The following is a 24,360-nucleotide window of genomic DNA, read 5'->3' as shown; positions in this document are numbered from 1 at the left end:
CGGATGCCTACGAACATGTCGGACGGTGACCTGTTGCTCCGCTTGGAGCCCGCCGTGGAAGAGAACCTGCGTCGCCACATCGAGGAAGCGGAGGACTGGCACCCCCACGATTTCGCGCCGTGGGACGAGGGCAGGAACTTCGCGTTCCTCGGCGGCGAGGACTGGTCTCCCGAGCAGTCGCACCTCAGCGACGTCGAGATCCTGTCGGCGACCGTCGGTGTCCTCGTGGCCGACAACCTACCCGCGTACCACCGCGAGCTCGCCCGGGCCCTCACCGGACTCGGCGCGTGGTGGAAGTGGACCGGCCGGTGGACGTCGGAAGAGAATCGCCAGGCCATCGTGTTGCGCGACTACCTGGTCCTGACCCGCGCCGTCGACCCGGTTGCACTCGAACGCGTCCGCATGGAAGAGATGACCAAGGGCTACGACGCCCCGAGCCTGCACGTACTCGACATCGTGGCGCACTTCGCGATCGACGAGGCCGCCGCATCACTCCGAAACACCAACACCATCGCGCTCGGCGGCGACGAAGTGCTCGCGACCATTCTGTCGAAGATCGCCGCGGATGACGCCCTGCAGTCGACGTTCTACGCGAACATCGTCAACGAGGCCTTCGGGGTCGTGCCGGACCAGACGGTCCGAGCGATCGCCGACCGGATCAACGGCTTCGCCATTCCCGTCGTCGACCTGCCGAGCAAGGCCAATAGCACCGAGGCGTTGAAAGAAGCAGGCATCTACGACGAGGACCAGCAGCGCGAGAAGGTGTTCAAGCCGCTCCTGGCCACGTGGAACGTATTCGGCCGCGACGACCTCGGCGACGAAGGCAAAGCCGCGCGCGACGAGTTGGCGCATCTGGCCTGACCGGTTCTGGAACGCTCGAAGGGTCCATTCATACGATCAGATCGTATGAATGGACCCTTCTTGCGATGCCGGTCCGTGTACCTTCACCGCTTGAATGTCGCTCCGTAGCTATCCATTCGTATGAATGGACCATTCAAGCGATGAGGGTGAGCGCAGAAAACTAGTCCTTGACCTTCGCCATGGCCAGGACGTCGAGACGCTTGTCGAGCTCCTCGATGCTCAGCTTGTCGCCGATGAGGCCGCGGTCGATGACGGTCTGACGGATGGTCTTCTTCTCCTTCAGCGCCTGCTTGGCGACTGCTGCGGCCTCCTCGTACCCGATTGCGGAGTTCAGCGGCGTCACGATCGACGGCGAGGACTCGGCGAGGGTCTTGAGGTGATCGACGTTGGCGACCAGGCCGCTGACGCACTTGTCGGCGAACAGCACCGAGACGTTGGCGAGCAACTTGAACGATTCGAGCACGTTGCGTGCCATCAGCGGGATGTAGACGTTGAGCTCGAATGCACCCGACGCTCCGCCGAATGCGACGGCTGCGTCGTTGCCGATGACCTGCGCGGCGACCTGTGTGACTGCCTCGGGCAGAACAGGATTGACCTTGCCGGGCATGATGGAGCTACCTGGCTGCAGGTCGGGGAGCGCGATTTCGCCGAGGCCGGTGAGCGGTCCCGATCCCATCCAGCGGATGTCGTTGGCGATCTTGGTGAGCGAGACGGCAATGGTGCGCAGTGCGCCCGATGCCTCGACGAGTCCGTCACGTGCAGCCTGTGCCTCGAAGGAATCCTTCGCGGCGGTCAGTGCGTCGATGCCGGTCGACTTGACCAGTTCCGCAACAACTTTCGGGCCGAAGCCGTCGGGTGCGTTGAGGCCGGTGCCGACGGCGGTGCCGCCGATGGGCAGCTCACCCAGACGCGGCAACGTTGCCTCGACGCGTTCGATGCCCGCTTCGATCTGACGGGCGTACCCGCCGAATTCCTGGCCGAGAGTGACCGGCACGGCATCCATGAGGTGCGTGCGACCGGACTTGACGACGGTCTTCCACTCGACGGCCTTGGCTGCCAGTGCCTCGTGCAGGTGCTTCAACGCGGGCACGAGGGAGGTGACGGCAGCTTCGGTGGCGGCGACGTGCGTAGCCGTCGGGAAGGTGTCGTTGGAGCTCTGCGACATGTTGACGTGGTCGTTGGGGTGAACCTCGACGCCGTTGGCCTTGGCGATCGACGCGATCACCTCGTTGGCGTTCATGTTGGAGCTGGTGCCCGAGCCGGTCTGGAAGACGTCGATCGGGAACTGGTCGTCGTGCTTGCCGTCGGCGATCTCGGTGGCAGCGGAGATGATCGCATCGGCGAGAGCGCCGTCGAGTAGTCCGAGGTCCTTGTTGACCTGCGCGCAGGCTGCCTTGAGCAGGCCCATCGCGCGGATCTGGGTGCGCTCGAGCGGGCGGCCCGAGATGGGGAAGTTCTCCACCGCACGCTGCGTCTGTGCACGCCAGAGTGCGTCGATGGGGACGCGAACCTCTCCCATGGTGTCGTGCTCGATCCGGTACTGCTGTTCGTCTGTCTGCGTCATGAGCCTTACTTTGCCAGTCGGGTTTCAGGAATTGGGAGGTAGGTCAGGGCAGGAGTGGAGCCTGCAGGAACGACCCGATCAGAACGAAGGAGCTTGCCCTGATTCGTCACCGTCGAAGTCGACGGAGCTGTACTCGCGCAGCTTCTCGAGGCGGTGGTAGGCGTCGATCATGCGCACGGTGCCGGACTTGGATCGCATGACGATGGACTGGGTGTGCGCACCGCCCCCTGCGTAGCGCACGCCGCGCAGCAGGTCGCCGTCGGTGACGCCGGTGGCGGTGAAGAAGACGTTCTCGCCGGAGACGAGGTCCTTGGTGTCGAGGACGCGGTCCAGATCGTGGCCCGCGTCGATGGCTTTCTGGCGCTCGGCGTCGTCGGTCGGAGCGAGACGACCCTGGATGGCACCGTCCATACAGCGCATCGCGGCGGCCGCGATGATGCCCTCGGGGGTTCCGCCGATGCCGATGAGCAGGTCGGTGCCCGAGTCGGGACGCGCTGCGGCGATGGCTCCCGCGACGTCACCGTCGGAGATGAGGCGGATGCGGGATCCGGCGTCGCGCACCGATTGGATCAGTTCGGCGTGACGGGGACGGTCCAGGATGCACACCGTGACGTCGGACGCGGACCCCTTCTTGATCTTCGCGATGCGTGCGATGTTCTCCTTGACCGGAGCGGTGATGTCGATGACGTCGGCGTAGTCGGGTCCGACGGCGATCTTCTCCATGTAGAACACGGCAGAAGGGTCGAACATCGCGCCGCGCTCGGCGACAGCGAGTACCGAGATCGCGTTGGGCATGCCCTTGGCCATCAGAGTCGTTCCGTCGACGGGGTCGACGGCGAAGTCGACGTCGGGGCCGTTGCCGTTGCCCACCTGCTCACCGTTGTAGAGCATCGGGGCTTCGTCCTTCTCGCCTTCACCGATGACGACGACGCCGCGCATGGAGACCGAGCTGACCAGCTGACGCATCGCGTCCACGGCTGCTCCGTCGCCACCTTCCTTGTCGCCGCGTCCCACCCAGCGACCCGAAGCGAGCGCACCGGCCTCCGTGACACGTACGAGCTCGAGGGCGAGGTTGCGATCTGGCGCCATGGCGCGAGTGGACTCGGTGCTGGCCGTCATCGGTTTGTAGCCTCCTGGTAGATGGGGGTCTTACCCAGGCGCGATTATCTCACCCTGCGGCTCCGGCATAGGACAGAGGGCATGCGCCGACGTCGGGATCCGGCATTGCAGGGATACTGGGGATGTGGCGAACAGCAAACCCCGGATCTTGAACAACAACCGTGACATCGTGTGGTCACTCATTCCGCTCGTCATCGCGTGTCTGTTGATCGCCGGTATCGCCAGCCAGTGCACGCTCAGTCCGGGTGGACCCAAGCAGGGGCCGATCCCCAATTTCGACGTCGACGCCGCATTGCAGTACGACGCCTCGGAGCTGAGCTTCCCCGTGCGTAATCCGGTGGTCCCCGAGGACTGGACGCCCAATTCCGGCAGCCGTCAGTCCATCGCAGGCGATCAGGGTGGGGACGTCAGCAACGTCGGTTACATCTCCGGTGCCGGGCGCTACATCAAGCTCACGCAGTCGAGTGCGGTCGAGGAAGTGCTCGTTCCCTTCACCGTCGGGGAAACGCGCTACGCGTCGGGATCCGAGTCTCTCGACGGTCAGGAATGGGTCGTCTACGACCAGCAGGGGGCCGAACCCGTGTGGGTCACCGACCTCGGCGACGTCCGTCTGCTCATCACCGGCAGCGGAACGAGCGAGGAGTTCACCCAGCTCGCCGTCGCGACGACGAACGCGGCGCCGTTGACGCCCTAGTTTCTCTCTTGTCCATCCTTCAAGCGAAATTGTGTCGGCCAGCAATTGCGGCATGATGGTCGTCGACTGGGGGGGTTGTCAATGAGAATCGGCGTTCTGGGCTTCGGCACTGTGGCTTCGGCGACGGTGGACAGTTTCGTGTCGAACCGGGATCTCATCCGGAGCAAGACGAGTACGAACATCGACGTGGTGCGCGTTGCAACCCGCACTCCAGCGCGCGCCGAAGGTCGTGTTCCTGCCGGATGCGAGATATCGGACGATTGCTGGGACGTCGTGAACGACGACTCGATCGATGTCGTGATCGAGTTGACGGGCGATGTGGCGTTCGGAAAAGAATTGATCCTCGGAGCACTCTCCTCGGGTAAACACGTGATCACCGCGAACAAGGCGCTACTCGCCCGGCATGGGGACGAGATTCTGGCGCATGCAGAAAAGGCGGCTCGTAGTGTGCTGTTCGAGGGTGCTGTTGCTGTATCCATTCCGATCATCAAGACCTTGAAGGAATCTGCTGCAGCAAATCGGGTGTCGTCCATCGTCGGAATCCTGAACGGCACGTCGAACTACGTTCTCTCTCAAATGAGCGAGCAGGGTGTCGATTTCGCCGATGCCGTAAGGGATGCTCAGGGCAAGGGTTACGCCGAGGCCGACCCCACCCTCGATGTCGACGGCGAAGATGCTGCCCACAAGATCAGTCTTCTTGCGGCACTGGCATTCGGTTTTCCGATCGACTTCGATGCAGTCGAATTCAGTGGGATCAGCGACGTCGAGCTGATCGACATCGAGTTCGCACAAAGGTTCGGATATCAGATGAAGTTGATTGCGCACGCGCGCCTTGTCGAAGGTCGACTCGATGTAGGCGTCGAGCCGACGTTGGTCGAGAACAGGTCGATGCTGGCTCAGGTTCGCGGTTCGATGAACGGTATAGCCCTCCACGGGGATCTTCTAGGATCGGCGTTCCTGTACGGTTCGGGCGCGGGCGGGGTGCAGACGGCAAGCGCTGTTCTCGCCGATGTCTTGGAGTTGGCGAACCGCGGATCAGGCGGCGGTCCAGCCGATCTGGGATTCCAACGAGGCAAGACCACGTTGCCCGAGTATGTCCCCGCCCTCGACCGGACACGAGCGTTCTACATCCGTGTGCAGCTGGACGATCGAACCGGTAGCCTCGCCGAGGTCGGTGCAGTCCTTGCGGGCGCGGGTGTCTCGGTGAGCGTGCTGCACCAGGATCGCAGCAGAGACGGCGTGACGGACTTGATCATCGCCACCCATACGATCTCCACTGAGCAATTGGGCCAGGTACTTCCGCTGTTGCGGAACGTTGCGGGGCCAGGCCATTCGGTAGTGGTGCATCCGATCCTGGACGCGGAGATTGCACCGTAGTCCGTGAGAAAGCGGAACGCGAACATCCATCGAACTGTGTCGGTGCCGGAGCCCACACAGGAACCGGACGGTCCTCGTCGGACAGTGCGGCAGGTCTTATTCCTCTTCGGCGACGTGCGCGAGGGCGTTCTCGACGCGCTGGCGTGCGCCCGCGAGGTGTTCTTCGCAGCGGGTGGCGAGCAACTCGCCGCGCTCCCAGAGCGCGAGGGACGCGTCGAGGTCGAGACCGCCCTGCTCGAGCAGCTTCACCACGTCGACCAACTCGTCGCGGGCGGCTTCGTAACCGAGATCTGTGACGGGTGTTTCGCTCATCGTGGTCCTCTCATTTGACTCTGCCCATGACCGCGGCGGTGATGGCGCCGTCGGCAACTCGTACTCGAATCTGCGTGCCGGGTGGGGCGTCGTCGACCGATCGCAGCACCTCCGGATCGCTGCCGGCGACCATGCGTTGCACGACGGCGTAGCCGCGAGCCAGTGTGGCCGCCGGCCCCAGGGTCTGCAGTCTCGCCCGAAGATGCTCGACGAGGGTGTCCTGCTTCGCCAGCTCCCGCAGAACGTCACGTCTGGCAGCGTCGACGAGTCTGGTGATGTCCTGACTGCGTAGGTCGATGCCCGCAATGGGGTCGGCCAGAACCGGTCGGTGCCGGATCATTTCCAGGCCGCGTGCCTCGCGTGCGACCCAATTGCGCAGTGCTGCAGCAGTTCTGGCTCGGAGATCGGCGACGAGATTCAGTTCGGCGACGGCGTCGGGAACCACCAGCTTGGCGGCGTCGGTCGGGGTGGCTGCGCGGAGGTCGGCGACGTGATCGCTGAGCGGACTGTCGGGTTCGTGTCCGATCGCGCTGACGATCGGCGTGGTGGCCCGTGAGATCGCTCGGCAGAGAGCCTCGTCGGAGAACGGCAGCAGGTCTTCGACGCTTCCGCCGCCGCGCGCCAGGATGATGACGTCGACACTTCCTTCGAGGTCCTTCAACGCGTCGAGGATCGCGGGCACCGCCGTCGGGCCTTGAACGGGGGTGTGCCGAACATCGAATTGTACTGCGGGCCAACGCCTCTGAGCGACGGTGAGAACGTCCTTCTCGGCCGCGGAGGCGCGCGCGGTGATCAGCCCGATCCTGTGCGGTAGGAACGGCAGCGGTCGTTTCAGACGAGGATCGAACAAGCCCTCGGCTGCGAGCAGGCTGCGAAGCTTCTCGATCCGTGCCAACAGCTCGCCGACGCCCACCGCCCGAATATCCGTGGCGCGCAACGAAATTGTGCCGCGACCGGTGTAGAACGACAGTTTGCCGTACAGAATGACCTGCGCGCCCTCGGTCAACGGAACAGGGGAGCGGTCGAGCAACTGCGGCGAGCAGGTCACCGACAGTGACATGTCCGCCGACGGGTCACGTAGAACGAGAAACGCAGTTCTGGTTCCAGGCCTCGCGTTGATCTGAGTGAGCTGCCCCTCGACCCAGATGCTGCCGAGCCGGTCGATCCACCCCGCGACCTTCATCGCGACGGTGCGTACCGGCCATGGCTCCTCGGCTGTGCTCGATGTCACGTGGCGTGCAGTCACTTGGCTTTCGCGGTGGTGATTCGGTTCTCGAGCATCGTCAGGAACGGCGCGCGAGAACGGGTGGAGCCCTCGTAGGTCAGCAGAGTCTCCAGATCGTCCAGGGACAACGTGCGCAATCGTGCTCGCAACTGGGCCAGGGCGAGAGTGTCGTAGTCCACGAGCTCGACGATGTCGGGACGCGCGGTTGCCGGGGCCGTCGCGGTGTCGGCAACAGTGTCGGCGGTGTCGACCGGCGGCGTCGAGTACAGCGCGAAGCGGCCGGTCGCGGCGGGAGGCTCGTGGTCGGGGATGTCGACCTCACCGTCGGTGTCGTCGTCGAACACCGCCCACGACGGTTGCACTTCGTCGGGAGTTCCGACGAGCGGCAGCGACGCAATGGCCTGGTCACCCTTGATCGCGAGCGCGGTGACCTGCTGCTGGAAACGCATGGAACCGGCAAGGACCTCACTGATGACGGTCATCGGGAATGTCACTGCGGTGCTCGGGAGCTTGCGCGCCTCTTCGACGACTGTCACAGCCACTCCGGCGGCCACACGTGCAGCAAAAGGGACACGGGTCATGATCGACAGCCTGCCCGATGCACGAGCTTTTGGGTAGCCGACAGGCGGAGCGCGGCCCGCTCGGCCGGGGACGGTCGGTGCGGACCCGTATCCTGTAGGCATGTCTTCGGCAGTTCCACTGAACCTTGGTATCGCGCGTCCGTCGGGAGAGGGAGCTTCCTCGTACTCCGGCGAGAAACGAGTACTCCTCGCGGAGCCGCGTGGCTATTGCGCAGGGGTGGACCGCGCCGTCGAGACGGTCGAGAAGGCACTGGAGAAGCACGGCGCGCCGGTGTATGTGCGCAAGGAAATCGTGCACAACCGGCACGTCGTGGAAACTCTGGCAGATCGCGGCGCGATCTTCGTCGACGAGACCGATCAGGTGCCCGAGGGCTCGCTGCTCGTGTTCTCCGCACACGGGGTCTCCCCGGCCGTCCACGCGTCCGCGGCCGAGCGGCAGCTGCGCACCATCGACGCCACCTGCCCGCTGGTCACCAAGGTGCACCAGGAGGCCAAGCGATTCGCGCGTGACGACTACGACATCCTGCTGATCGGCCACGAAGGCCACGAGGAGGTCGAAGGCACCGCAGGCGAGGCGCCCGACCATGTTCAGCTGGTCGACGGACCCGACGCGGTGGACAACGTCACCGTCCGTGACGCCAGCAAGGTGATCTGGCTGTCGCAGACGACGCTCAGTGTCGACGAGACCATGACAACGGTCGCACGCTTGCGTGAGAAGTTCCCGACTCTGCAGGATCCGCCGAGCGACGACATCTGCTATGCCACCCAGAACCGCCAGGTCGCCGTGAAGGCGATGGCACCCGAATGTGACCTGGTGATCGTCGTCGGATCGCAGAACTCGTCGAACTCGGTGCGACTGGTAGAGGTCGCGCTCACCGCAGGTGCGCGGGCCAGCTACCTCGTCGACTACGCCAAAGAGGTCGATATCGCCTGGCTGGAGGGGGCGCGGACCGTGGGAATCACCTCGGGTGCCTCGGTTCCCGAAATCCTGGTTCAGGGAGTCATCGATCTACTGTCCGAGCACGGATTCGCCGACGTGCAACCGGTCACCACCGCGAACGAGACTCTCGTATTCTCGCTGCCCCGCGAATTGCGTCCCGCGAAGGCCTGATCAGGGCTCGCGGCGATCCCGGTAGCGCACCTGCGGTACCGGGTGCGGGGGAATGTGCGCTGCAGCCTGCGTGGCGGCCCGAGGAGCCGAGTACGGGTCGACCTCGGGAGGCCGGGGTACCCGCGGCTGTTGCGGTCGCGGAGCGGCCCTCCTGGGAGGTTCGGACGCGTATTCCGTCTCCGGACGGTAGGGATCCGCCGCCGGCCGATCGAATTGAGGCGCAACGCGCTCCCGCCGAACACGCCGACCCTCGGCCGGATCCCGGTCCGCACCCCGGGACTCGGTGACGCGGGGATCCACCCGGCGTCCCCGCTCTGCCCGACGATCTTCTGCGCGGCGGCCTTCTGTACTACGGCCCTCTGCTTTTCGGGTGTCCGCACGGCGGCTCGTTGCTCGGCGTCCTTCTGCGCGGCCCTCTGCACGACCTTCTGGGCGACCTTCGGCTACGGGCGCTGCACTGCGCTGCCGCGATTCGGCGGCCCGAGCTCGATTCTCCCTGGCGCGATCGCGGGTTTCCCTCGCACGGTCACGCACGGAACGACTGGTCGCCCCGGCAGGCGCATGACTGGACTGCTTCTTCAGAAATACCCTGACCCCGCCGATCGCCAGCGCCAACACCGTGCCCAGCAACATGACCGGGAAGCGGTTGACGAGCGGGATGGCGACGTTGAGCAGGATGTCCTTGAGGCTGGTCCCAGGATTGTCGGTGAAGTACTGGTACGACAACGGGACCGCGACGAACATGATCAGCGGAGCCTGCACCATCGCCGTGAACAGTCCGCGGTAGCGAACCAGCACGACCGAGGCGACGACACCGATGATGTAGAGGCTGGAGAAGGCAGACGTCAGCTCGGTCCCTCGGGCGGCGTCGATGACGAAACCGAGGAAACTCGCGCCGCCGGCGATTGCCACTGCCCCCCAAGCAGGGACTCCGGGCACGGTCGCGAAGGCTGAACGTTGATCCAGCGGCACCCCGGAACGGGCGCGTTGGGAGGTAGACACCATTCGAGGTTAGCGGCTGATCAGCCCACAGCGTCGTCGACATGACCGAAGTGGTGACTTCGAAGCGTCGAATCGGACGATCTGGGGCGCGAATCGACCCGCCGGACCTCGACGACCTCGGCGTCGAAGAGTTCGAGTTCGTGGAGCTTGCGTGCGGTGACACCCACGCGGGAGTCGACCGAGGACACCGTGGAGTTGAACGACTCGACGGCCTTGTCGATATGCCCTCCCAGCTTGTCGAGATGCGAGGACACGACTCCGAGTCGGGTGTAGAGCTCGCGGCCGAGCTGTTGGATGCGGGCAGCGTCCTCGGCGAGCGATTCCTGTTTCCACGTGTAGGCAACAGTTCGAAGGAGAGCCACCAAAGTAGTGGGGGTGGCAAGAATCACGTTTCTGGTGAAAGCGTATTCGAGGAGCGTGGAATCGGATGTGAGTGCGGCGTCGAGAAACGGGTCTCCCGGTACGAAGAGGACGACGAACTCAGGAGTCGGTTCGAACGATCGCCAGTATTCCTTGGCTGCCAACTGGTCGACGTGCGTCCGGAGATGGCGAGCATGACGGATCAACTGCTTGTCGCGCGTGCTTGGATCCTGTTCCTGCGCGGCATCGAGGTACGCGGCGAACGGAACCTTGGCGTCGACGACGATCTGCCTGCCCCCGGCGAGGCGGACGATCATGTCCGGTCTGATGCCCCCGCGCGTCACCTGCGTGTCGAAGTCGCAGTGCTTGACCATCCCTGCCAGCTCGACGACTCGCTCGAGCTGCATCTCGCCCCACCGTCCGCGAATCTGCGGTGCACGAAGGGCCGTCACCAACTGCGACGTCTGCGTCGACAGGTCGACCGATGCGCGGTGCATTCCGTTGACCTGCTCCGTCAGTCCCGCGTATGCACGAATACGGTTGTGTTCCACCTGCCGAACATGCTCGGTGAGCGCGTCGACGGCGTCGTGCAGCGGCTCGACGAGATGCGAGACCTGCTGGCCGATGGCGCCGGAATGGCGACGAGCGGAGTCCTCGTTCACGGCGGACAGAGACCGGCGAAGCAGGGCCTCGTTGTCGCGAAGTGCTGCGAGCTGAGCCTCGGCGCGAACGGCGCGGTCGCCGAAGCGCTGCGAGTGCAGCAACCAGCCGATCGTGCCGCCGAGTGCGAAGGCGAATGCCATGCCCAGAGCGGAAAGTGCGTTCATGTCGATCATGATGCACCGGAGCACCGACACGTTCGGCGAGCCCCGATGCAGATCGCCGAGTTTGTCGGTGGCAGCCGTTAGCGTCGTCGGTATGAAGATCCTGCACACCTCGGACTGGCACATCGGACGCACCTTCCACGGCGTCGATCTGCTTGCCGATCAGGCTGCCGCACTGGCGGCCATCGCGGATCTCGTTGCAGCGCATGGCATCGATGTCGTCGTCGTACCGGGTGACATCTACGACCGCGCCGTGCCGAGCGCCGACGCCGTCCTGGTGTGCAACAAAGGACTCGAAGCCATCCGTGCTGCCGGAGCCGTCATCGTCGCGACGTCGGGCAACCACGATTCACCTGCGCGGCTCGGAGCAGGTGCAGCGTTCGCCGCGGCAGGGGGCCTGCACATGATGACGCGGGTGGGTGACGTGGGCACGCCCGTGGTGTTGAACGACGAGTTCGGTCCTGTTGCGTTCTACGGAATTCCTTATCTGGAGCCGGAAACCACGCGCATCGAGCTCGACGTTCCGACCGCGCGCACGCATGCGGAGGTGTTGGACGCCGCCATGGCGCGTGTCACCGCAGACGTGGAAGCCCGTCTCGCGGACCGGACGCGGTCCGTGGTGCTCGCGCACGCGTTCATCGTGGGAGGGGAGGCGACGGGGTCCGAGCGGACAATATCGGCGGGCGGCGTCGAGACGGCTCCTGCTTCGGCGTTCGACGGTGTCGACTACGTCGCATTGGGGCACTTGCATTCTCCGCAGACGCTCAGCGAGAGAGTGCGGTACTCGGGCTCGCCTCTTCCGTATTCCTTCGGCGAGCGTAGTCACCGCAAGGCCGTGTGGATCGTCGAACTGGACGCGGACGGCCTCGGTTCGGTCGAACGCGTCGACCTGCCGGTCGTGCGTGGTCTCAGTCAGCTGCGGGGCACGGTCGACGAGCTGCTCGACAGCGAGCAATTCGCCGATGCCGAAGGCCATTACGTGTCCGCGGTGCTGACCGACCCGGTACGCCCCGTCGACGCGATGCGTACGTTGCAGACCCGGTTTCCGCATGCAATTCATCTGGAATGGATTCGCCCCGTGGACAGTTCGGAGTTCACCTACCGCGATCGTGTACGCGGCCGCACCGACCTCGACATCGCGACGTCGTTCGTGACCGATATGCGTAGCGCCCCGACAGCCAGGGAGATCGCGCTGCTCGAGCGAGCGCTGGCCAGCGTGCACCGCGACGACGTGGCAGGCGACGAAACACACCACGACCACGAAAAAGTGTTCGGCCGCACGGCATGAGACTGCATCACCTGGAGCTCACGGCATTCGGTCCGTTCGGCAAGACCGAACGTGTCGACTTCGACGCGCTCGGCGCCGACGGATTGTTCCTGCTGCACGGCCGAACGGGAGCAGGCAAGACGACCGTGCTCGATGCCGTCGCGTTCGCGCTGTACGGCACCGTGCCCGGGGCGCGCCGAGAAGGCAAGCGGCTGTTGTCCGATCACGCGGACCCCGGCGTCGCCCCCTCGGTGACACTCGAAGCGACCCTCGGTGGGCGGCGTGTGCGCATCGTTCGCAGTCCCGAGTACTTCCGGCCGAAGAAGCGCGGGGCAGGCACCACCAAGCAGAACGCGAAGGCGTCGTTGACGTGGCTCGACGGCGACGGTCAGAACCTCACGCGACTCGACGAGATCGGCGATGCAGTGGGGGCCGCGCTCGGGATGAGCGCCGACCAGTTCTTTCAAGTCGTGCTGTTGCCGCAGGGCGAATTCGCGCGCTTCCTGCGGGCGGACAGCGAAGAGCGAGGCAACCTGCTCGAGCGTCTGTTCGACACAGCCCGGTTCGGGGACGTCGAGCAATGGTTCGCCGATCGCCGCCGCATCAGTGCCGCCGATCTCGAATCCTCGTCCATCGCGATCGACAAGCTACTGGGCAAGATATCGACGGCATCCGGTGAACCGGAACAACTCGACATTCCCCCGGTCGACTGGGCGACGGACATTCTCGAGAGCAGCAGGCGCGCACAGTGTTCGGCCACCGAGGTACTCGCGGCCGCACGCACAGGTGCGGAGACCGCGAAGAGTGCCTTGGCGAGGCTGGAGGCCACCGGGGCGCTGCAGGCTCGCCGAGACATCGCCGAACGGCAGCTGTCGGAGTTTCGTGCGGCCGCTGCGGATCGTGCGTCACTCACCCGCGAGCTCGACAGGTCCCGCGGGGCAGGCCCGATCGCGTCGATAGCGCAGGACTGCAGCGCCGCGATCGCCTCGCATCAGGCCGCAGTGCGTTCGGTCGCTGCAACTCGCCGATCGCTCGCACAGGTCGACGGCGCGGACAGCATTCTCGCGCAACTCGATTCACCGATCGAGTCCGCTGACCTCGTCGCCGAGCGCGCACTCGTCGCGTCGGCCATCCGTGGATGGACAACGGAACTGACCGTTCTCGACGAGCTGCGTGCCGTTCAGCGTCGTGCGGACGCCGAGGACGCAGCAGCACGGGCAGTGGCGAAAGAAATCGGCGCCGTCGAACGGAAGATCCTGTCGCTGACGTCTGCCCGCGAGAAACTGCCTGCCGCCATCGCGGCGGCGGAGCTCGCCGTGGGCACGGCGCTGCGTGCCTCGGCAGAGGTCCCGGCGCTGGAGAAGGAATCGGCGCGGATCAGCGATGCGGTTCGTGCTGCCGTCGAACTGGCCACGAAGCGGCGCGCGCTCGCAGCGGCGGAGAAGGCGTTCGAAGCATCGCGAGTTGCGCACAACGATTCTCGGGAGCGACTGCTCGACCTACGGGAACAGCGACTTGCCGGTATGGCTGCAGAACTTGCCGTAGCCCTCGTCGACGGCGAAGCATGCGGTGTGTGTGGGTCCGTGACGCATCCGGATCCGGCTCGGCCCGGTCATGCCACGGTGACCGAAGCCGACGAGGATGCGGCGGCGCTCGCCGAGAAAGCCGCCGGATCGATCGCCGACACTCGCGCCGCCGAGCGTGCGGCGCTGGTGCGCACCGTCGACGGATTGGTGCAGGCGTCGGGCGATCGCGACAGCGCTGCCCTGATATCCGAACTCGATGCCGCGACAGCAGCGTTGACCGCCGCACGCGCAGATGCCGACGAGCTCGACACGCGACGCGCTCGGCTCGGTTCGTTGCGTGCGGAGGACCAGCGAATCGCCGGTGAATTCTCCGAACACCAATCGGCGTGCGCCGCACTGTCGGCTCGCCGCGAGCATATCCTGCGAGACGTCGAACAGATGCGAGAGCGCGTGGCCGCCGCCGTTCGCGGCGGTGAGAACATCGATCAGCGAACGCGGCGGCTGAACGAGCTGATCGCACGGACGACGGCAGTGCACGACGGCCGCACCGAGGCCTCGAATGCGGCCGCGGCGGTACGGACGCTCACCGAACGGCTCGACCAACAGGTGAACGCGTCGGGATTCGCATCCGCAGAGGAGGCCGCGAATGCGGTGATCCCGAATGATCGAGCCGAGAAGATCGTCGAAGATCTCGCTGCCGCCAACGATGTGCGTGCACACGCCGAGCAGGTGCTCGCCGAACCGGCGATCGCCGCACTCATCGGCGTCGAACCCGTCGACGCAGAACCTGCACGTGATGCCCTCGCACGTGCTGCGGCCGAGTTGGATTCAGCGGTGGCCGCGCACGCGCACTGCACACGCAGCACCGAGCAGGTCGAGGAACTGACCGCGCAGCTGTGGGCCGCCGTCGATCGTGCCGCGCCGATGCGCGCCAAGCACGACGAACTCGCCGCGCTCGCCGATGTCGTCGCGGGCCGTGGTCAGAACTCGCGAAAGATGTCCCTGCGGTCCTACGTGCTGGCGTCGAGGCTGGAGGACGTCGCCGAGTCGGCGTCGATTCGACTACACCGAATGTCGAGCGGGCGGTACGAGTTCGTCCACTCCGACGAGGCCGAGTCCCGTGGCAGGCGAGGCGGATTGGGGCTCGACATCCGCGACGACTACACCGGTGTGGTGCGTTCGGCGAAAACGCTGTCCGGCGGAGAGTCGTTCCTGGCTTCGCTTGCTCTTGCTCTCGGCCTGGCCGATGTCGTGGCAGCCGAGTCGGGAGGCGTCGTGCTGGACACGATGTTCATCGACGAAGGCTTCGGCACCCTCGATGCAGACACACTCGAATCGGTCATGGGCGTGCTCGACGAACTCCGTGCAGGAGGACGCGTCGTCGGGATCGTCAGTCACGTCGACGAGATGCGTCAACGGATTCCGAGCAGACTGCACGTCGTCCGCGAACGAAACGGATCGACACTTCAGCTCTTCGCCGCATCCTTGTTGTTGCCGTCCTCGTCGGTCACGAGCTCCTCGGGGTCCGGCGCCTGATCTTCGAGCTCGTCCTGGTCCGCCTCGACCGAGCGCTTGTCGATCTGCTCGGAGACGTAGCGAATCAGGACCGCCGCCACCGCCGCCGCAGGAACGGCGAGGAAGGCACCGATGATGCCGAATACCGAGCCGCCTCCGGTGACCGCGAGCAAGACGATCGCCGGGTGCAGATTCATGCTGCGGCTCTGCAGAATGGGCTGCAGGACGTTGCCCTCGAGTTGCTGCACCGCGAGGATGATGATCAGCACGATCAGAGCCGTCGTAGGTCCGTTGGCCACGAGCGCCACCAGCACCGCCAGTGCACCGGCCACGAACGCACCGACGATCGGAATGAAGCCGCCGAGGAACGTGATCGTGGCGAGCACAAGAGCCAAGGGAACCCCGAGGATCACCAGGCCGAGACCGATGAAGAACGCGTCGATCAGACTGACGATCGCCTGGGTGCGGATGAAGCCGCCGAGCGTCGCCCACATACGAGCGAGGATTTCCGCGAGGTGCCGTCCGGCGCGACCGCCTGCGAATCCGTGCAGCCATGGAATGAATTTGAGGCCGTCCTTGACGAAGAAGAACGTCAGGACCAGAACCAGCGCCAGCGTGACGAGGATCGAGCCGGCAGCCGACACGCCGCTGAACACACCCGACGCGATGGCGGTGCCACTGTCCTGCAGCCGTGAGGTGATCGCGGAGACGGCGTTGTCGATCTGATCGTCCTGCAGGTTGATGGGCGGGCCCTTCAACCAGTCCTGCACCTGGGACACACCGGTCGATGCCTTGTCGACCAGTTCCGGTGCCGAGTCGACGACGGACGGCACGATCAGCGTGATGATGCCGCCGATGACGAGGAAGAAGACGATCAGCGACAGGGTTGCGGCCAGCGCAGGCGGCGATCCGATGCGCATCATCCACTTGGTCGGCGGCCACAGAACCGTGGCGACGATGATGGCCAGCAGCGCAGGCAATATGACAACCCACAGTGCCGAGACCAGCCAACCGAGAACCCATGCCCCCGCGGCGACCGAGACGAGGATCAACGACCACTTCGCCAACCACATGCCGCCGACGCCGATGAGGTCGCCGCGGTCGGGTCCGGACTTGCCTCCGGGTACTGCCTGTTCCGTCACTTCGGTAAGTCCTTTTCGCCGGTCCGCAGTCTCTGGTCGGTACCCGAGAGACTCTAATCGGTCAGCGAACTACCCATCGTGCGGCGTGGTCAACCCTGCTCGTGCGCCAGCAGCCATTTCTTGGCAGGCAGTCCCCACCGAAACCCGCCGAGCGCGCCGCCGATTCGGAACACTCGGTGACACGGCACGAACAGTGCGGCAGCGTTGCGGGCACAGGCAGAGGCCGCGCCGCGAATGGCAGCCGGGCGCCCGGACATGGCCGCGAACTCGGAGTACGTGACCGGGGATCCCGCAGGAACGGTCCGCAGTATCTTCCATGCGTGTACCAGGAATTCGCCGGACTGCTGCGCGACGGGAACGTCGTCGATGGCCGTGAGATCGCCGCGGTGATAGTCGTCGACGGCCTTGCTGACACTCCCGAGGTCGGTGGCCGATCGGATGTCGGTCGGCCGCAGCGACCGGTGGATCAGCGGGGCGAGATCGTCGATCCGATCGGTCCACCCGGACGCTAGTACCGATCCGTGGCTGTCGACGATCGTCGTGAACGGGCCGATCGGCGTGTCGGTGACGGCAGAGATTGCGTTCATTGGCCTCTTCTTTCCAGTGCGATGTTCCACAGATGCATCGATACGTACGATCGCCACGGCGCCCAGCGCTCCGAATCCTTCAGGGGCACACCGACCGCTTCGGCGCCTTGCCGTACGACGAGGTCGGTGTCGAGCAGTACATCGGGATCGGCCAGTAGACGCATGACGACGTAGCGCGCCGTCCACGGCCCGATGCCTTTGAGTGCGAGCAGGTCTCGTTCGAGTTCTCCGGCCTCTCTGGCCGAATGCAGTACCAGCTTGCCCGACGCCAATACGTCGGCCACTCCGATGACGGCCGCCACCCGGGATTTCGGGCCCGTGAGCACTTCGTGCCCCCGCTCGGCGACGGCACCGGAACCGGGAAACAGCCGTGTGATGGTCCCAGAAACCGGGTCCTCGATCGGGGTTCCCAGTGCGTCGACGAGCCGGGCGGTGTGGGTCGCGGCGGCGCGCAGTGAGATCTGCTGGCCGATCATCGTGCGCAGGAGTAGTTCCTGGCCGTCGGGGCTGCCGGGCACACGGATGCCGGGGTGCGCGGCAACGTGGGGCGCCAGGTGGGGATCCTCGGCGAGCGCGGTGTCGACAGCCACCGGATCGGCGTCGAGATCGAGTAGATGCCGGATCCGAGCCACGGCGGGCGCGAGATCGCGCATGTCCTGCAGTCCGAGTGTCGTGTCGACGTAACCGTCCTCGATACGGAGACCGACGACGGCGTATCCGTGCGGTAGCCGGAGCGAGCGGCGGTACAGACCGTCGTCCCAGGATTCGATACCGGCGACGATGTGTCCCTTCAGGAACCAGTCGAGCCAGGTCTTGTCGAGCGGCGCACGATACGGAAGTCGAAGCGCCACTGTGCCGTTGGTCGGTACCGGCCCCCGTCGTGCGGCTTCGGACCGCAGTGTCGTCGGGTTGACCGCGAACACTTCGCGGACGGTGTCGTTGAACTGGCGGACGCTCGAGAATCCAGCGGCGAACGCGATGTCGGTCATCGACATCGCAGTCGTCTGGATCAGAGTCCGTGCCGTGTGAGCTCGGTGGGCACGCGCGAGAGCCAACGGCCCGGCACCCATCTCGGCGGTGAGCACCCGCGTGAGCTGCCGCGTCGAGTAGCCGAGAGTGTCGGCTACCGCGTCGACGCCTCCGCGCTCGACGGCTCCGTCGGAGATCAGCCGCATGGCCCGCGACGACAGGTCCGAATGGATGTTCCAGTGCGGTGATCCGGGGGTGGCGTCGGGCATGCAGCGTCGGCAGGCGCGGAACCCGGCCTGTTGCGCGGCCGCGGCCGTCGGGACGAACTGCACGTTCTTCGGTTTGGGTGTGACGGCGGGGCACGACGGGCGGCAGTAGATGCCCGTCGTGCGGACCGCGGTGAAGAACTGCCCGTCGAAACGGGTGTCGCGTGCTGAGACGGCCCGGTAACACCGCCCGAAGTCCAAATCCATGGGCTCTACTGTGTCACCGGGTCGCACCCACCGCTAGCGGAAATCGGCCATCACCGTATCGGCGTCAGCAGCAGCGGGCACCGGGATTGGCGTCGGCCTCGGCGTACCTGTCCCGCCAGAACTGTCGTTCCGACGGGACGGGCTCACCGGGGTGTGTTCGACGCATGTGCGCCACGTACCGCTCGTAGTCACGGTCGCCCATCACCGAAGTGATCCACCACCACAGCCCGCGCATGTCAGTGATGCCCTGTGTGCGCGGCGCCCGGTGCACGGACGACGCCGTCGGCGATGAGTTTGTCCCAGTCCTTCTGGATCTCCTTCTCGGCAGGAGTCGGCACGAAGCCGCTCGGTCCGAAGATCTTCGACGGCACCTCGGGGTCCTCGTTGTCCGGAAGTCCGCCTGCGCGAACCGCTTTGATGCACACGAGCAGTCCGGCGACGGCGACGACGAGTACCAGTACGGCGAAGACGATCGACAGTGTGCCCTGGATGAACGTGTTTCGGATGACGGCGTCGATGGCTTCGGCGCTCTTGGCTGTCTGGAATTCGGTGAGGCCCTGCGCTTTCGCGTCGGCGAAGATGCTGTGCTGTTTCCAGTATCCGATGGCGGGGATGTCGGAGAAGATCTTCTGATACGACGCCGTCATCGTGACGATGAGGTCCCACACCAGTGGAATGCCCGGTATCCACGCCCATTTGAAGAGTCCGCGCTTGACGACGATCGTCAGGACGACGGTCAGCGCGATCGCGGCGAGCAACTGGTTCGCGATGCCGAAGAGCGGGAAGAGGGTGTTGATGCCACCGAGGGGGTCGGTGACGCCCATGAGCAGGATTGCACCCCATGCTGCGACGACGATGAACGAGCACAGCCACGCACCGGGACGCCACGACGGATCCTTGAACTTCTTCGCCGACGAGCCGGGCAGGTTGCCGATGCTGTCGGAGAGCATGAAGCGCGCGACGCGGGTTCCGGCGTCGACCGTGGTGAGGATGAAGAGCGCCTCGAACATGATCGCGAAGTGGTACCAGAATGCTTTCAGGCTTTCTCCGCCGAACACTTGATGCAGGACTTCGGACATGCCGAACGCCAGCGTCGGTGCACCGCCGGTGCGGGAGATGATCGATTCCTCGCCTACTGCTTCGGCTGCTTCGGTGAGTTGGTTCGGGGTGATGTCCGCGCCGCCGAGCCCGAGACCGTTGAGATACGTCGCGGCGCTCTCCGGTGTACCGCCGGTCAGTGTGGTCGGCGCGTTGAGCGCGAAGTACAGGTGCTGGTCGAGGATGCACGCGGTGACGAGCGCCATGATGGCGACGAAGGACTCGGTGAGCATGCCGCCGTAGCCGATCATCCGCATCTGCTTTTCCTTCTCCAGCAGTTTGGGGGTGGTGCCGGAGCAGATCAGCGCATGGAATCCGGACAGAGCGCCGCAGGCGATGGTGATGAACAGGAATGGGAACAGCGAACCGGAGAATGCCGGCCCGTTGCCCTCGGTCGCGAACGACGTCATCGCAGGCATCTGGATCTCGGGTCGAGCGATGAGAATGCCGATGGCGAGTAGCGCGATGGTGCCGACCTTCATGAACGTCGACAGGTAGTCACGAGGGGCGAGCAGCAGCCACACCGGAAGGATCGATGCGGCGAGGCCGTATCCGATGAGCAGCCAGGCGACGGTGACCTTCGAGAGGGTGAACCAATCGGTGCCCCACTCGGTTTCGGCGACCCAGCCGCCGGACACGATGGCCAGGAGCAGCAGCACGACGCCGATGAGCGAGACCTCGGACACCTTGCCGGGGCGAAGGAAGCGGAGGTAGACGCCCATGAACAACGCGATCGGAATGGTGAGTGCGATCGAGAAGACACCCCAGGGGCTTTCGGCGAGCGCGTTGACCACCACGAGTGCGAGCACCGCGATGATGATGATCATGATGACGAAGACGCCGATCAATGCGGCGGTGCCGCCGACGACCCCGAGCTCGTCGCGAGCCATCTGACCGAGGCTGCGGCCGCGGCGACGCGTCGAGATCCACAGCACCAGGAAGTCCTGCACGGCACCGGCGAAGACGACTCCGATGATGATCCACATCGTGCCCGGCAGGTAGCCCATCTGAGCTGCGAGGACGGGGCCGACGAGTGGGCCTGCGCCGGCGATCGCGGCGAAGTGATGGCCGAACAACACCCGACGATCCGTCGGCATGTAGTCCTTACCGTTCTCGAGGATCTCGGCTGGGGTTGCGCGGTTGTCCCTGGGGTGCACGATCTTGTTCTCGATCAACCGGGCGTAGAACCGGAACGCGATGATGTAGGTGCAGACCGCGGCGATCACGAACCACACCGCATTGATGTTCTCGCCGCGGATGATGGCCACGACCGTCCACGCCACACCGCCGAGGAGGCCGACCGCGACGAAGAACAATCTCTTGGCCGGAGTCATCGGGGATTTGTCGACGACACCTACCGGGGGGAGGTCGGGGTCCGTCTTCACCAGTTCGATGTGCGGACTCTCGGTCGCGCTTGCTGTCATGTGGAACGCTCCTCGCAGACGTACATGTGATCGAGCTCACTGTAGACCCACGAGATGACACGTTTCGAGAAGAATCGACGCATGTGCGATCAAAGGTCGTGACTGTGCGCCGAATGGTTTGAAAAGGAAACGAATCCTCAGCCGCCGAGGGCGTCGTCGATGGCTCGGGCGCTCAGTACGTGGTCCAATACCATTGCCGCGCTGCCGATCACGCCGGAGTGGTCGCCGTGCGTCGTAGCTTGAATCGTCAACGCGCGGGTGGCGAGGGCGGTGGCGTTTCCGTAGACGGTCTCGCGAAGTCCTGCGACGAAGATGTCGTACGCCTTCGCCATGTCACCGCCGACGATCAGCACCTCGGGATTGAGCAGATTGACTGCTCCAGCCAGGGTTTCACCGATCTGCCTGCCGCTGTCGCGGATGAGGCGTCGAGCTTCCGGGTCGCCGCTGACGGCGAGATCGACGACGCCGCGTATGTGGCCTACTTCGCGGCCCTGCTCCTGCAGCGCACGCACGAGCGCCCAGCCGCCCGCGATGGCTTCGAGGCATCCACTGTCCCCGCACCTGCAGGCGACGCCGACCGCGGCGGCTGTTTTCGTGTGCCCGAATTCTCCTGCTGCACCCAATGATCCGCGCTGCAGCACGCCGCCGGCGACGATGCCTGCGCCGAGGCCCGTCGATGCCTTGACCAGTAATGCGTTCTGGAAATGCGCGCGGTCGTCACGCCGTTCGGCGAGGACCATCGCATTGGCGTCGTTGTCGAGAAAGACGGGCGCCGATGTCGTGTCCAGAAAATACGGGGCGAGCGGTACGCCGTCCCATCCGTGCATGATCGGCGAATCGAGGCTGCAGCCCCTCGCCGTGTCCGCGGTACCCGGAATGGACAGCCCGACACCGAGGATGCGGGAGTCGGCGCGACCAACGTCGTGAATCAGGACCTCGAGACGCTTGGTGATCTGTGGCATCAACTCGTCCGGACCGATGCCGATCTCCTGGTCGACGGTATCGCTGGCGAGGAACTCACCGCCGAGGGTGAACACGCCCAGTTGTGAGCGACTGCGACCGATCGCAGCGGCGAGGACGATGCCCGCGTCGACGTCGAAGGACAGCCGAGCGGGCGGTCTTCCCCCGGTCGACTGCGTGTCCTCTGCCTCGAGGACCAGGCCCAGCGCCGTCAGTGCCGCGACGCGTGAGGCGACTGCCGATCGGGACAGCCCGGTGATGCGGCCGAGCTCTGCGCGGGTGTCGGCTGCGCCGTCGCGAACGAGAGCGAAAATCTCACCTGACGTCGCAGGTGGAGCACTCGGACGTGACGGTCGCATATATGCCATTCAACCAAGTGGCAACTTTTGCGGCAACAGCCTAAGAATCCGGACTTACAACTTTGAAAAGCATAAGTTGAGTTGTCGTTCTACGTAAGTGGCTCTAGTCTGAATCGTGAAAGACCGAACAGGGAGAGAGCCTCATGGACAGAATCCACCCGGTCCTGCGTCAGGTCACCGACCGCATCGCAGCCCGCAGCCAGTCCGAACGGGCCGCCTACCTCGATCGAATTTCCGCCGCCGGTAGCCGTGGTCCAGCCCGTGGCCGCCTTGCGTGCGCCAATATCGCCCACGGCTTCGCGGCGTCGGGCACGGTCGACAAGGCAGCCCTGCGGGGCATGGTCAAGCCGAACATCGCCATCGTGTCCGCCTACAACGACATGCTCTCGGCGCACAAGCCGTTCGAGACCTACCCGGCCGAGCTCAAGGCCGCCGTCATGGAAGCAGGCGGCATCGCCCAGTTCGCCGGTGGCGTCCCCGCCATGTGCGACGGCATCACCCAGGGCCGAGACGGCATGCAGCTCTCGCTGTTCAGTCGAGACATCATCGCGATGTCCACTGCAATCGCGTTGTCCCACGACATGTTCGACGCCACCCTGATGCTCGGCGTCTGCGACAAGATCGTGCCTGGAATGCTCATCGGCGCACTGAGCTTCGGGCACCTACCCGCCGTCTTCGTGCCCGCGGGCCCGATGACCTCGGGACTTCCCAACGGGGAGAAGGCAAAAGCGCGGCAGCTCTACGCCGAGGGCAAGGTGGGCCGAGAAGCTCTGCTCGACGCCGAGGCCGCGTCGTACCACGGCAGTGGCACGTGCACCTTCTTCGGCACTGCGAACTCCAATCAGCTGCTGATGGAGGTCATGGGCCTGCACCTGCCCGGCTCGTCGTTCGTCAATCCAGGAACGCCGATGCGTGAGGCGCTGACCCGCGAAGCCGGCCACGTCGTCACCGGACTGACTGCACTCGGTGACCAGTACACGCCGGTGGGGGAGTTGGTCGACGAGAAGGTGATCGTCAACGGCTGCGTCGCGTTGCTCGCGACCGGGGGCTCGACCAATCACACGATGCACCTCGTGGCCATCGCTCGTGCCGCGGGGATCACCTTGACCTGGCAGGATCTGTCCGACCTGTCCGCCGTCGTTCCGCTCATGGCGCGTATCTATCCCAACGGCAAGGCCGATGTGAACCACTTCCACGCCGCGGGCGGCCTGGGATTCGTCATCGGCTCGCTCCTCGACGAGGGCCTGATGCACGAGGATGTCAAAACTATTGCCGGGCAGGGCCTCCGGCGATACACCCAGGAACCGAAGCTCGACGGTGACGGGGTCATGTGGCTCGACGGAACGCGAATGAGCCACGACGACAGCGTACTTCGAGGTGCGGACGAGCCGTTCAGCGCAGATGGCGGTCTCAAGATGCTGACCGGACCGATAGGAAAGTGCGTCATCAAGACTTCTGCCGTCGCGGCCGAGCATCGGGTGGTCACCGGGCCCGCACGAGTGTTCGACGACCAAGCGGACTTCCTCGCCGCGTTCGAGGCAGGCGAGCTCGAAGGTGATTTCGTCGCGGTGCTGCGCTACCAAGGTCCGCAGGCCAACGGGATGCCGGAGTTGCACAAACTCACTCCTGCCCTCGGAATCCTGCAGGATCGCGGATACCGCGTCGCGTTGATCACCGACGGCCGGATGTCCGGTGCATCCGGAAAGGTGCCTGCCGCAATCCATCTGACGCCCGAAGCGGCAAGCGGCGGACCGATCGCCAAAATCCTCGACGGTGACACGATCACCCTCGACTCGCTCGCGGGCACTCTCGACATCGACGTACCCCTGGCCGAGTTCGAAGCCAGGCCGGTCACCGGGCGTGCACCCACTGCCGACGAATGGGTAGGCACCGGCCGCGATCTGTTCGCCGGTATGCGAGCGCTCGTCGGACCGGCCGACGAGGGTGCGAGGTTTGCGGCTCCGCCGCTCGTGCGCGCGAACTGAGCGCCGGCGGTACCTGTTCACTCAC

The 24,360-nt window shown here is 65.2% G+C and carries 20 protein-coding genes; 7 read left to right on the top strand and 13 right to left on the bottom strand.

What is annotated here, in order from left to right; genetic code table 11:
• Positions 1-3 precede the first annotated feature (3 nt).
• On the top strand, positions 4-861 hold the full coding sequence (locus tag RY1_RS18940) for an acyl-ACP desaturase (RefSeq protein WP_072805576.1): 858 nt from the start codon (positions 4-6) through the stop codon (positions 859-861).
• Positions 862-1,021: 160 nt separating this feature from the next.
• Here the strand turns inward: RY1_RS18940 and RY1_RS18935 are convergent, their stop codons facing one another.
• The gene (locus tag RY1_RS18935; protein WP_072805575.1) at positions 1,022-2,425 is read right to left on the bottom strand and encodes a class II fumarate hydratase; all 1,404 of its coding nucleotides are present in this window, start codon (positions 2,423-2,425) and stop codon (positions 1,022-1,024) included.
• Positions 2,426-2,503: 78 nt separating this feature from the next.
• Positions 2,504-3,544, bottom strand: a complete 1,041-nt coding sequence (glpX, locus tag RY1_RS18930; protein ID WP_072805574.1) for a class II fructose-bisphosphatase — start codon at positions 3,542-3,544, stop codon at positions 2,504-2,506.
• 124 nt (positions 3,545-3,668) lie between these two features.
• On the opposite strand from glpX, the gene RY1_RS18925 reads away from it, so the two are divergent.
• Complete coding sequence (locus RY1_RS18925; protein WP_072805573.1) at positions 3,669-4,238, top strand: DUF4245 domain-containing protein; 570 nt, start codon at positions 3,669-3,671, stop codon at positions 4,236-4,238.
• Between the two features lie 81 nt (positions 4,239-4,319).
• Positions 4,320-5,615 (top strand): homoserine dehydrogenase, encoded by a 1,296-nt coding sequence (locus tag RY1_RS18920; RefSeq protein ID WP_072805572.1) that lies wholly within the window; start codon positions 4,320-4,322, stop codon positions 5,613-5,615.
• Positions 5,616-5,711: 96 nt separating this feature from the next.
• Here the strand turns inward: RY1_RS18920 and RY1_RS18915 are convergent, their stop codons facing one another.
• From RY1_RS18915 to RY1_RS18905, 3 genes are read right to left on the bottom strand one after another with little or no spacing between them, the layout of a single operon-like run.
• Positions 5,712-5,927 (bottom strand): exodeoxyribonuclease VII small subunit, encoded by a 216-nt coding sequence (locus RY1_RS18915; protein WP_072805571.1) that lies wholly within the window; start codon positions 5,925-5,927, stop codon positions 5,712-5,714.
• Positions 5,928-5,937: 10 nt separating this feature from the next.
• Positions 5,938-7,158 carry an exodeoxyribonuclease VII large subunit gene (gene xseA / locus RY1_RS18910; RefSeq protein ID WP_072805657.1) on the bottom strand — a complete coding sequence of 407 codons (1,221 nt, stop codon included), beginning with the start codon at positions 7,156-7,158 and terminating at the stop codon, positions 5,938-5,940.
• Positions 7,159-7,169: 11 nt separating this feature from the next.
• The gene (locus tag RY1_RS18905) at positions 7,170-7,733 is read right to left on the bottom strand and encodes a lipid droplet-associated protein (RefSeq protein WP_072805570.1); all 564 of its coding nucleotides are present in this window, start codon (positions 7,731-7,733) and stop codon (positions 7,170-7,172) included.
• Between the two features lie 100 nt (positions 7,734-7,833).
• On the opposite strand from RY1_RS18905, the gene RY1_RS18900 reads away from it, so the two are divergent.
• The gene (locus RY1_RS18900) at positions 7,834-8,844 is read left to right on the top strand and encodes a 4-hydroxy-3-methylbut-2-enyl diphosphate reductase (RefSeq protein WP_072805569.1); all 1,011 of its coding nucleotides are present in this window, start codon (positions 7,834-7,836) and stop codon (positions 8,842-8,844) included.
• On the opposite strand, the gene RY1_RS30005 is transcribed toward RY1_RS18900, so the two are convergent.
• Together RY1_RS30005 and RY1_RS18890 are read right to left on the bottom strand one after the other, a co-directional pair.
• Positions 8,845-9,849: a DUF6542 domain-containing protein gene (locus RY1_RS30005; RefSeq protein WP_308418022.1), complete on the bottom strand. Its 1,005-nt coding sequence runs from the start codon at positions 9,847-9,849 to the stop codon at positions 8,845-8,847.
• A 17-nt stretch (positions 9,850-9,866) separates the two neighbouring features.
• Positions 9,867-11,033 carry a DNA recombination protein RmuC gene (locus RY1_RS18890; protein WP_072805656.1) on the bottom strand — a complete coding sequence of 389 codons (1,167 nt, stop codon included), beginning with the start codon at positions 11,031-11,033 and terminating at the stop codon, positions 9,867-9,869.
• A 91-nt stretch (positions 11,034-11,124) separates the two neighbouring features.
• Here RY1_RS18890 and RY1_RS18885 point away from each other — a divergent pair, with 91 nt between their 5' ends.
• Positions 11,125-12,318, top strand: coding sequence for an exonuclease SbcCD subunit D (locus RY1_RS18885; protein ID WP_072805655.1), 1,194 nt, complete (start codon positions 11,125-11,127; stop codon positions 12,316-12,318).
• A complete protein-coding gene (locus RY1_RS18880; RefSeq protein ID WP_072805567.1) occupies positions 12,315-15,359 on the top strand; it encodes an AAA family ATPase in 3,045 nt (1,014 codons plus the stop codon). Before RY1_RS18885 ends, RY1_RS18880 begins: the two co-directional genes overlap by 4 nt.
• Here the strand turns inward: RY1_RS18880 and RY1_RS18875 are convergent.
• From RY1_RS18875 to RY1_RS18850, 6 genes are all read right to left on the bottom strand, one after another.
• Positions 15,290-16,480, bottom strand: coding sequence for an AI-2E family transporter (locus tag RY1_RS18875; protein ID WP_072805566.1), 1,191 nt, complete (start codon positions 16,478-16,480; stop codon positions 15,290-15,292). The two genes, RY1_RS18880 and RY1_RS18875, sit on opposite strands and share 70 nt — an antisense overlap.
• Positions 16,481-16,569: 89 nt before the next feature.
• Positions 16,570-17,067 carry a methylated-DNA--[protein]-cysteine S-methyltransferase gene (locus tag RY1_RS18870; RefSeq protein ID WP_072805565.1) on the bottom strand — a complete coding sequence of 166 codons (498 nt, stop codon included), beginning with the start codon at positions 17,065-17,067 and terminating at the stop codon, positions 16,570-16,572.
• Positions 17,064-18,509, bottom strand: a complete 1,446-nt coding sequence (locus RY1_RS18865; RefSeq protein ID WP_072805564.1) for a DNA-3-methyladenine glycosylase 2 family protein — start codon at positions 18,507-18,509, stop codon at positions 17,064-17,066. Before RY1_RS18865 ends, RY1_RS18870 begins: the two co-directional genes overlap by 4 nt.
• Positions 18,510-18,573: 64 nt before the next feature.
• A complete protein-coding gene (locus RY1_RS18860; RefSeq protein WP_072805563.1) occupies positions 18,574-18,744 on the bottom strand; it encodes a YbdD/YjiX family protein in 171 nt (56 codons plus the stop codon).
• A 1-nt stretch (position 18,745) separates the two neighbouring features.
• Entirely contained in the window at positions 18,746-21,031 is a 2,286-nt protein-coding gene (locus RY1_RS18855) for a carbon starvation CstA family protein (RefSeq protein ID WP_072805562.1), read from the bottom strand.
• Positions 21,032-21,168: 137 nt separating this feature from the next.
• A complete protein-coding gene (locus tag RY1_RS18850) occupies positions 21,169-22,350 on the bottom strand; it encodes an ROK family protein (protein ID WP_072805561.1) in 1,182 nt (393 codons plus the stop codon).
• 143 nt (positions 22,351-22,493) lie between these two features.
• Here RY1_RS18850 and edd point away from each other — a divergent pair, with 143 nt between their 5' ends.
• Positions 22,494-24,335 (top strand): phosphogluconate dehydratase, encoded by a 1,842-nt coding sequence (gene edd / locus RY1_RS18845; RefSeq protein WP_072805560.1) that lies wholly within the window; start codon positions 22,494-22,496, stop codon positions 24,333-24,335.
• Positions 24,336-24,360 lie beyond the last annotated feature (25 nt).

The organism is Rhodococcus yunnanensis NBRC 103083, from assembly GCF_001895005.1.
GTDB classification, from domain to species: domain Bacteria; phylum Actinomycetota; class Actinomycetes; order Mycobacteriales; family Mycobacteriaceae; genus Rhodococcoides; species Rhodococcoides yunnanense.
Note: the sequence above shows the minus strand (reverse complement) of the source record. Positions and strands in the feature narration are given on the sequence as shown.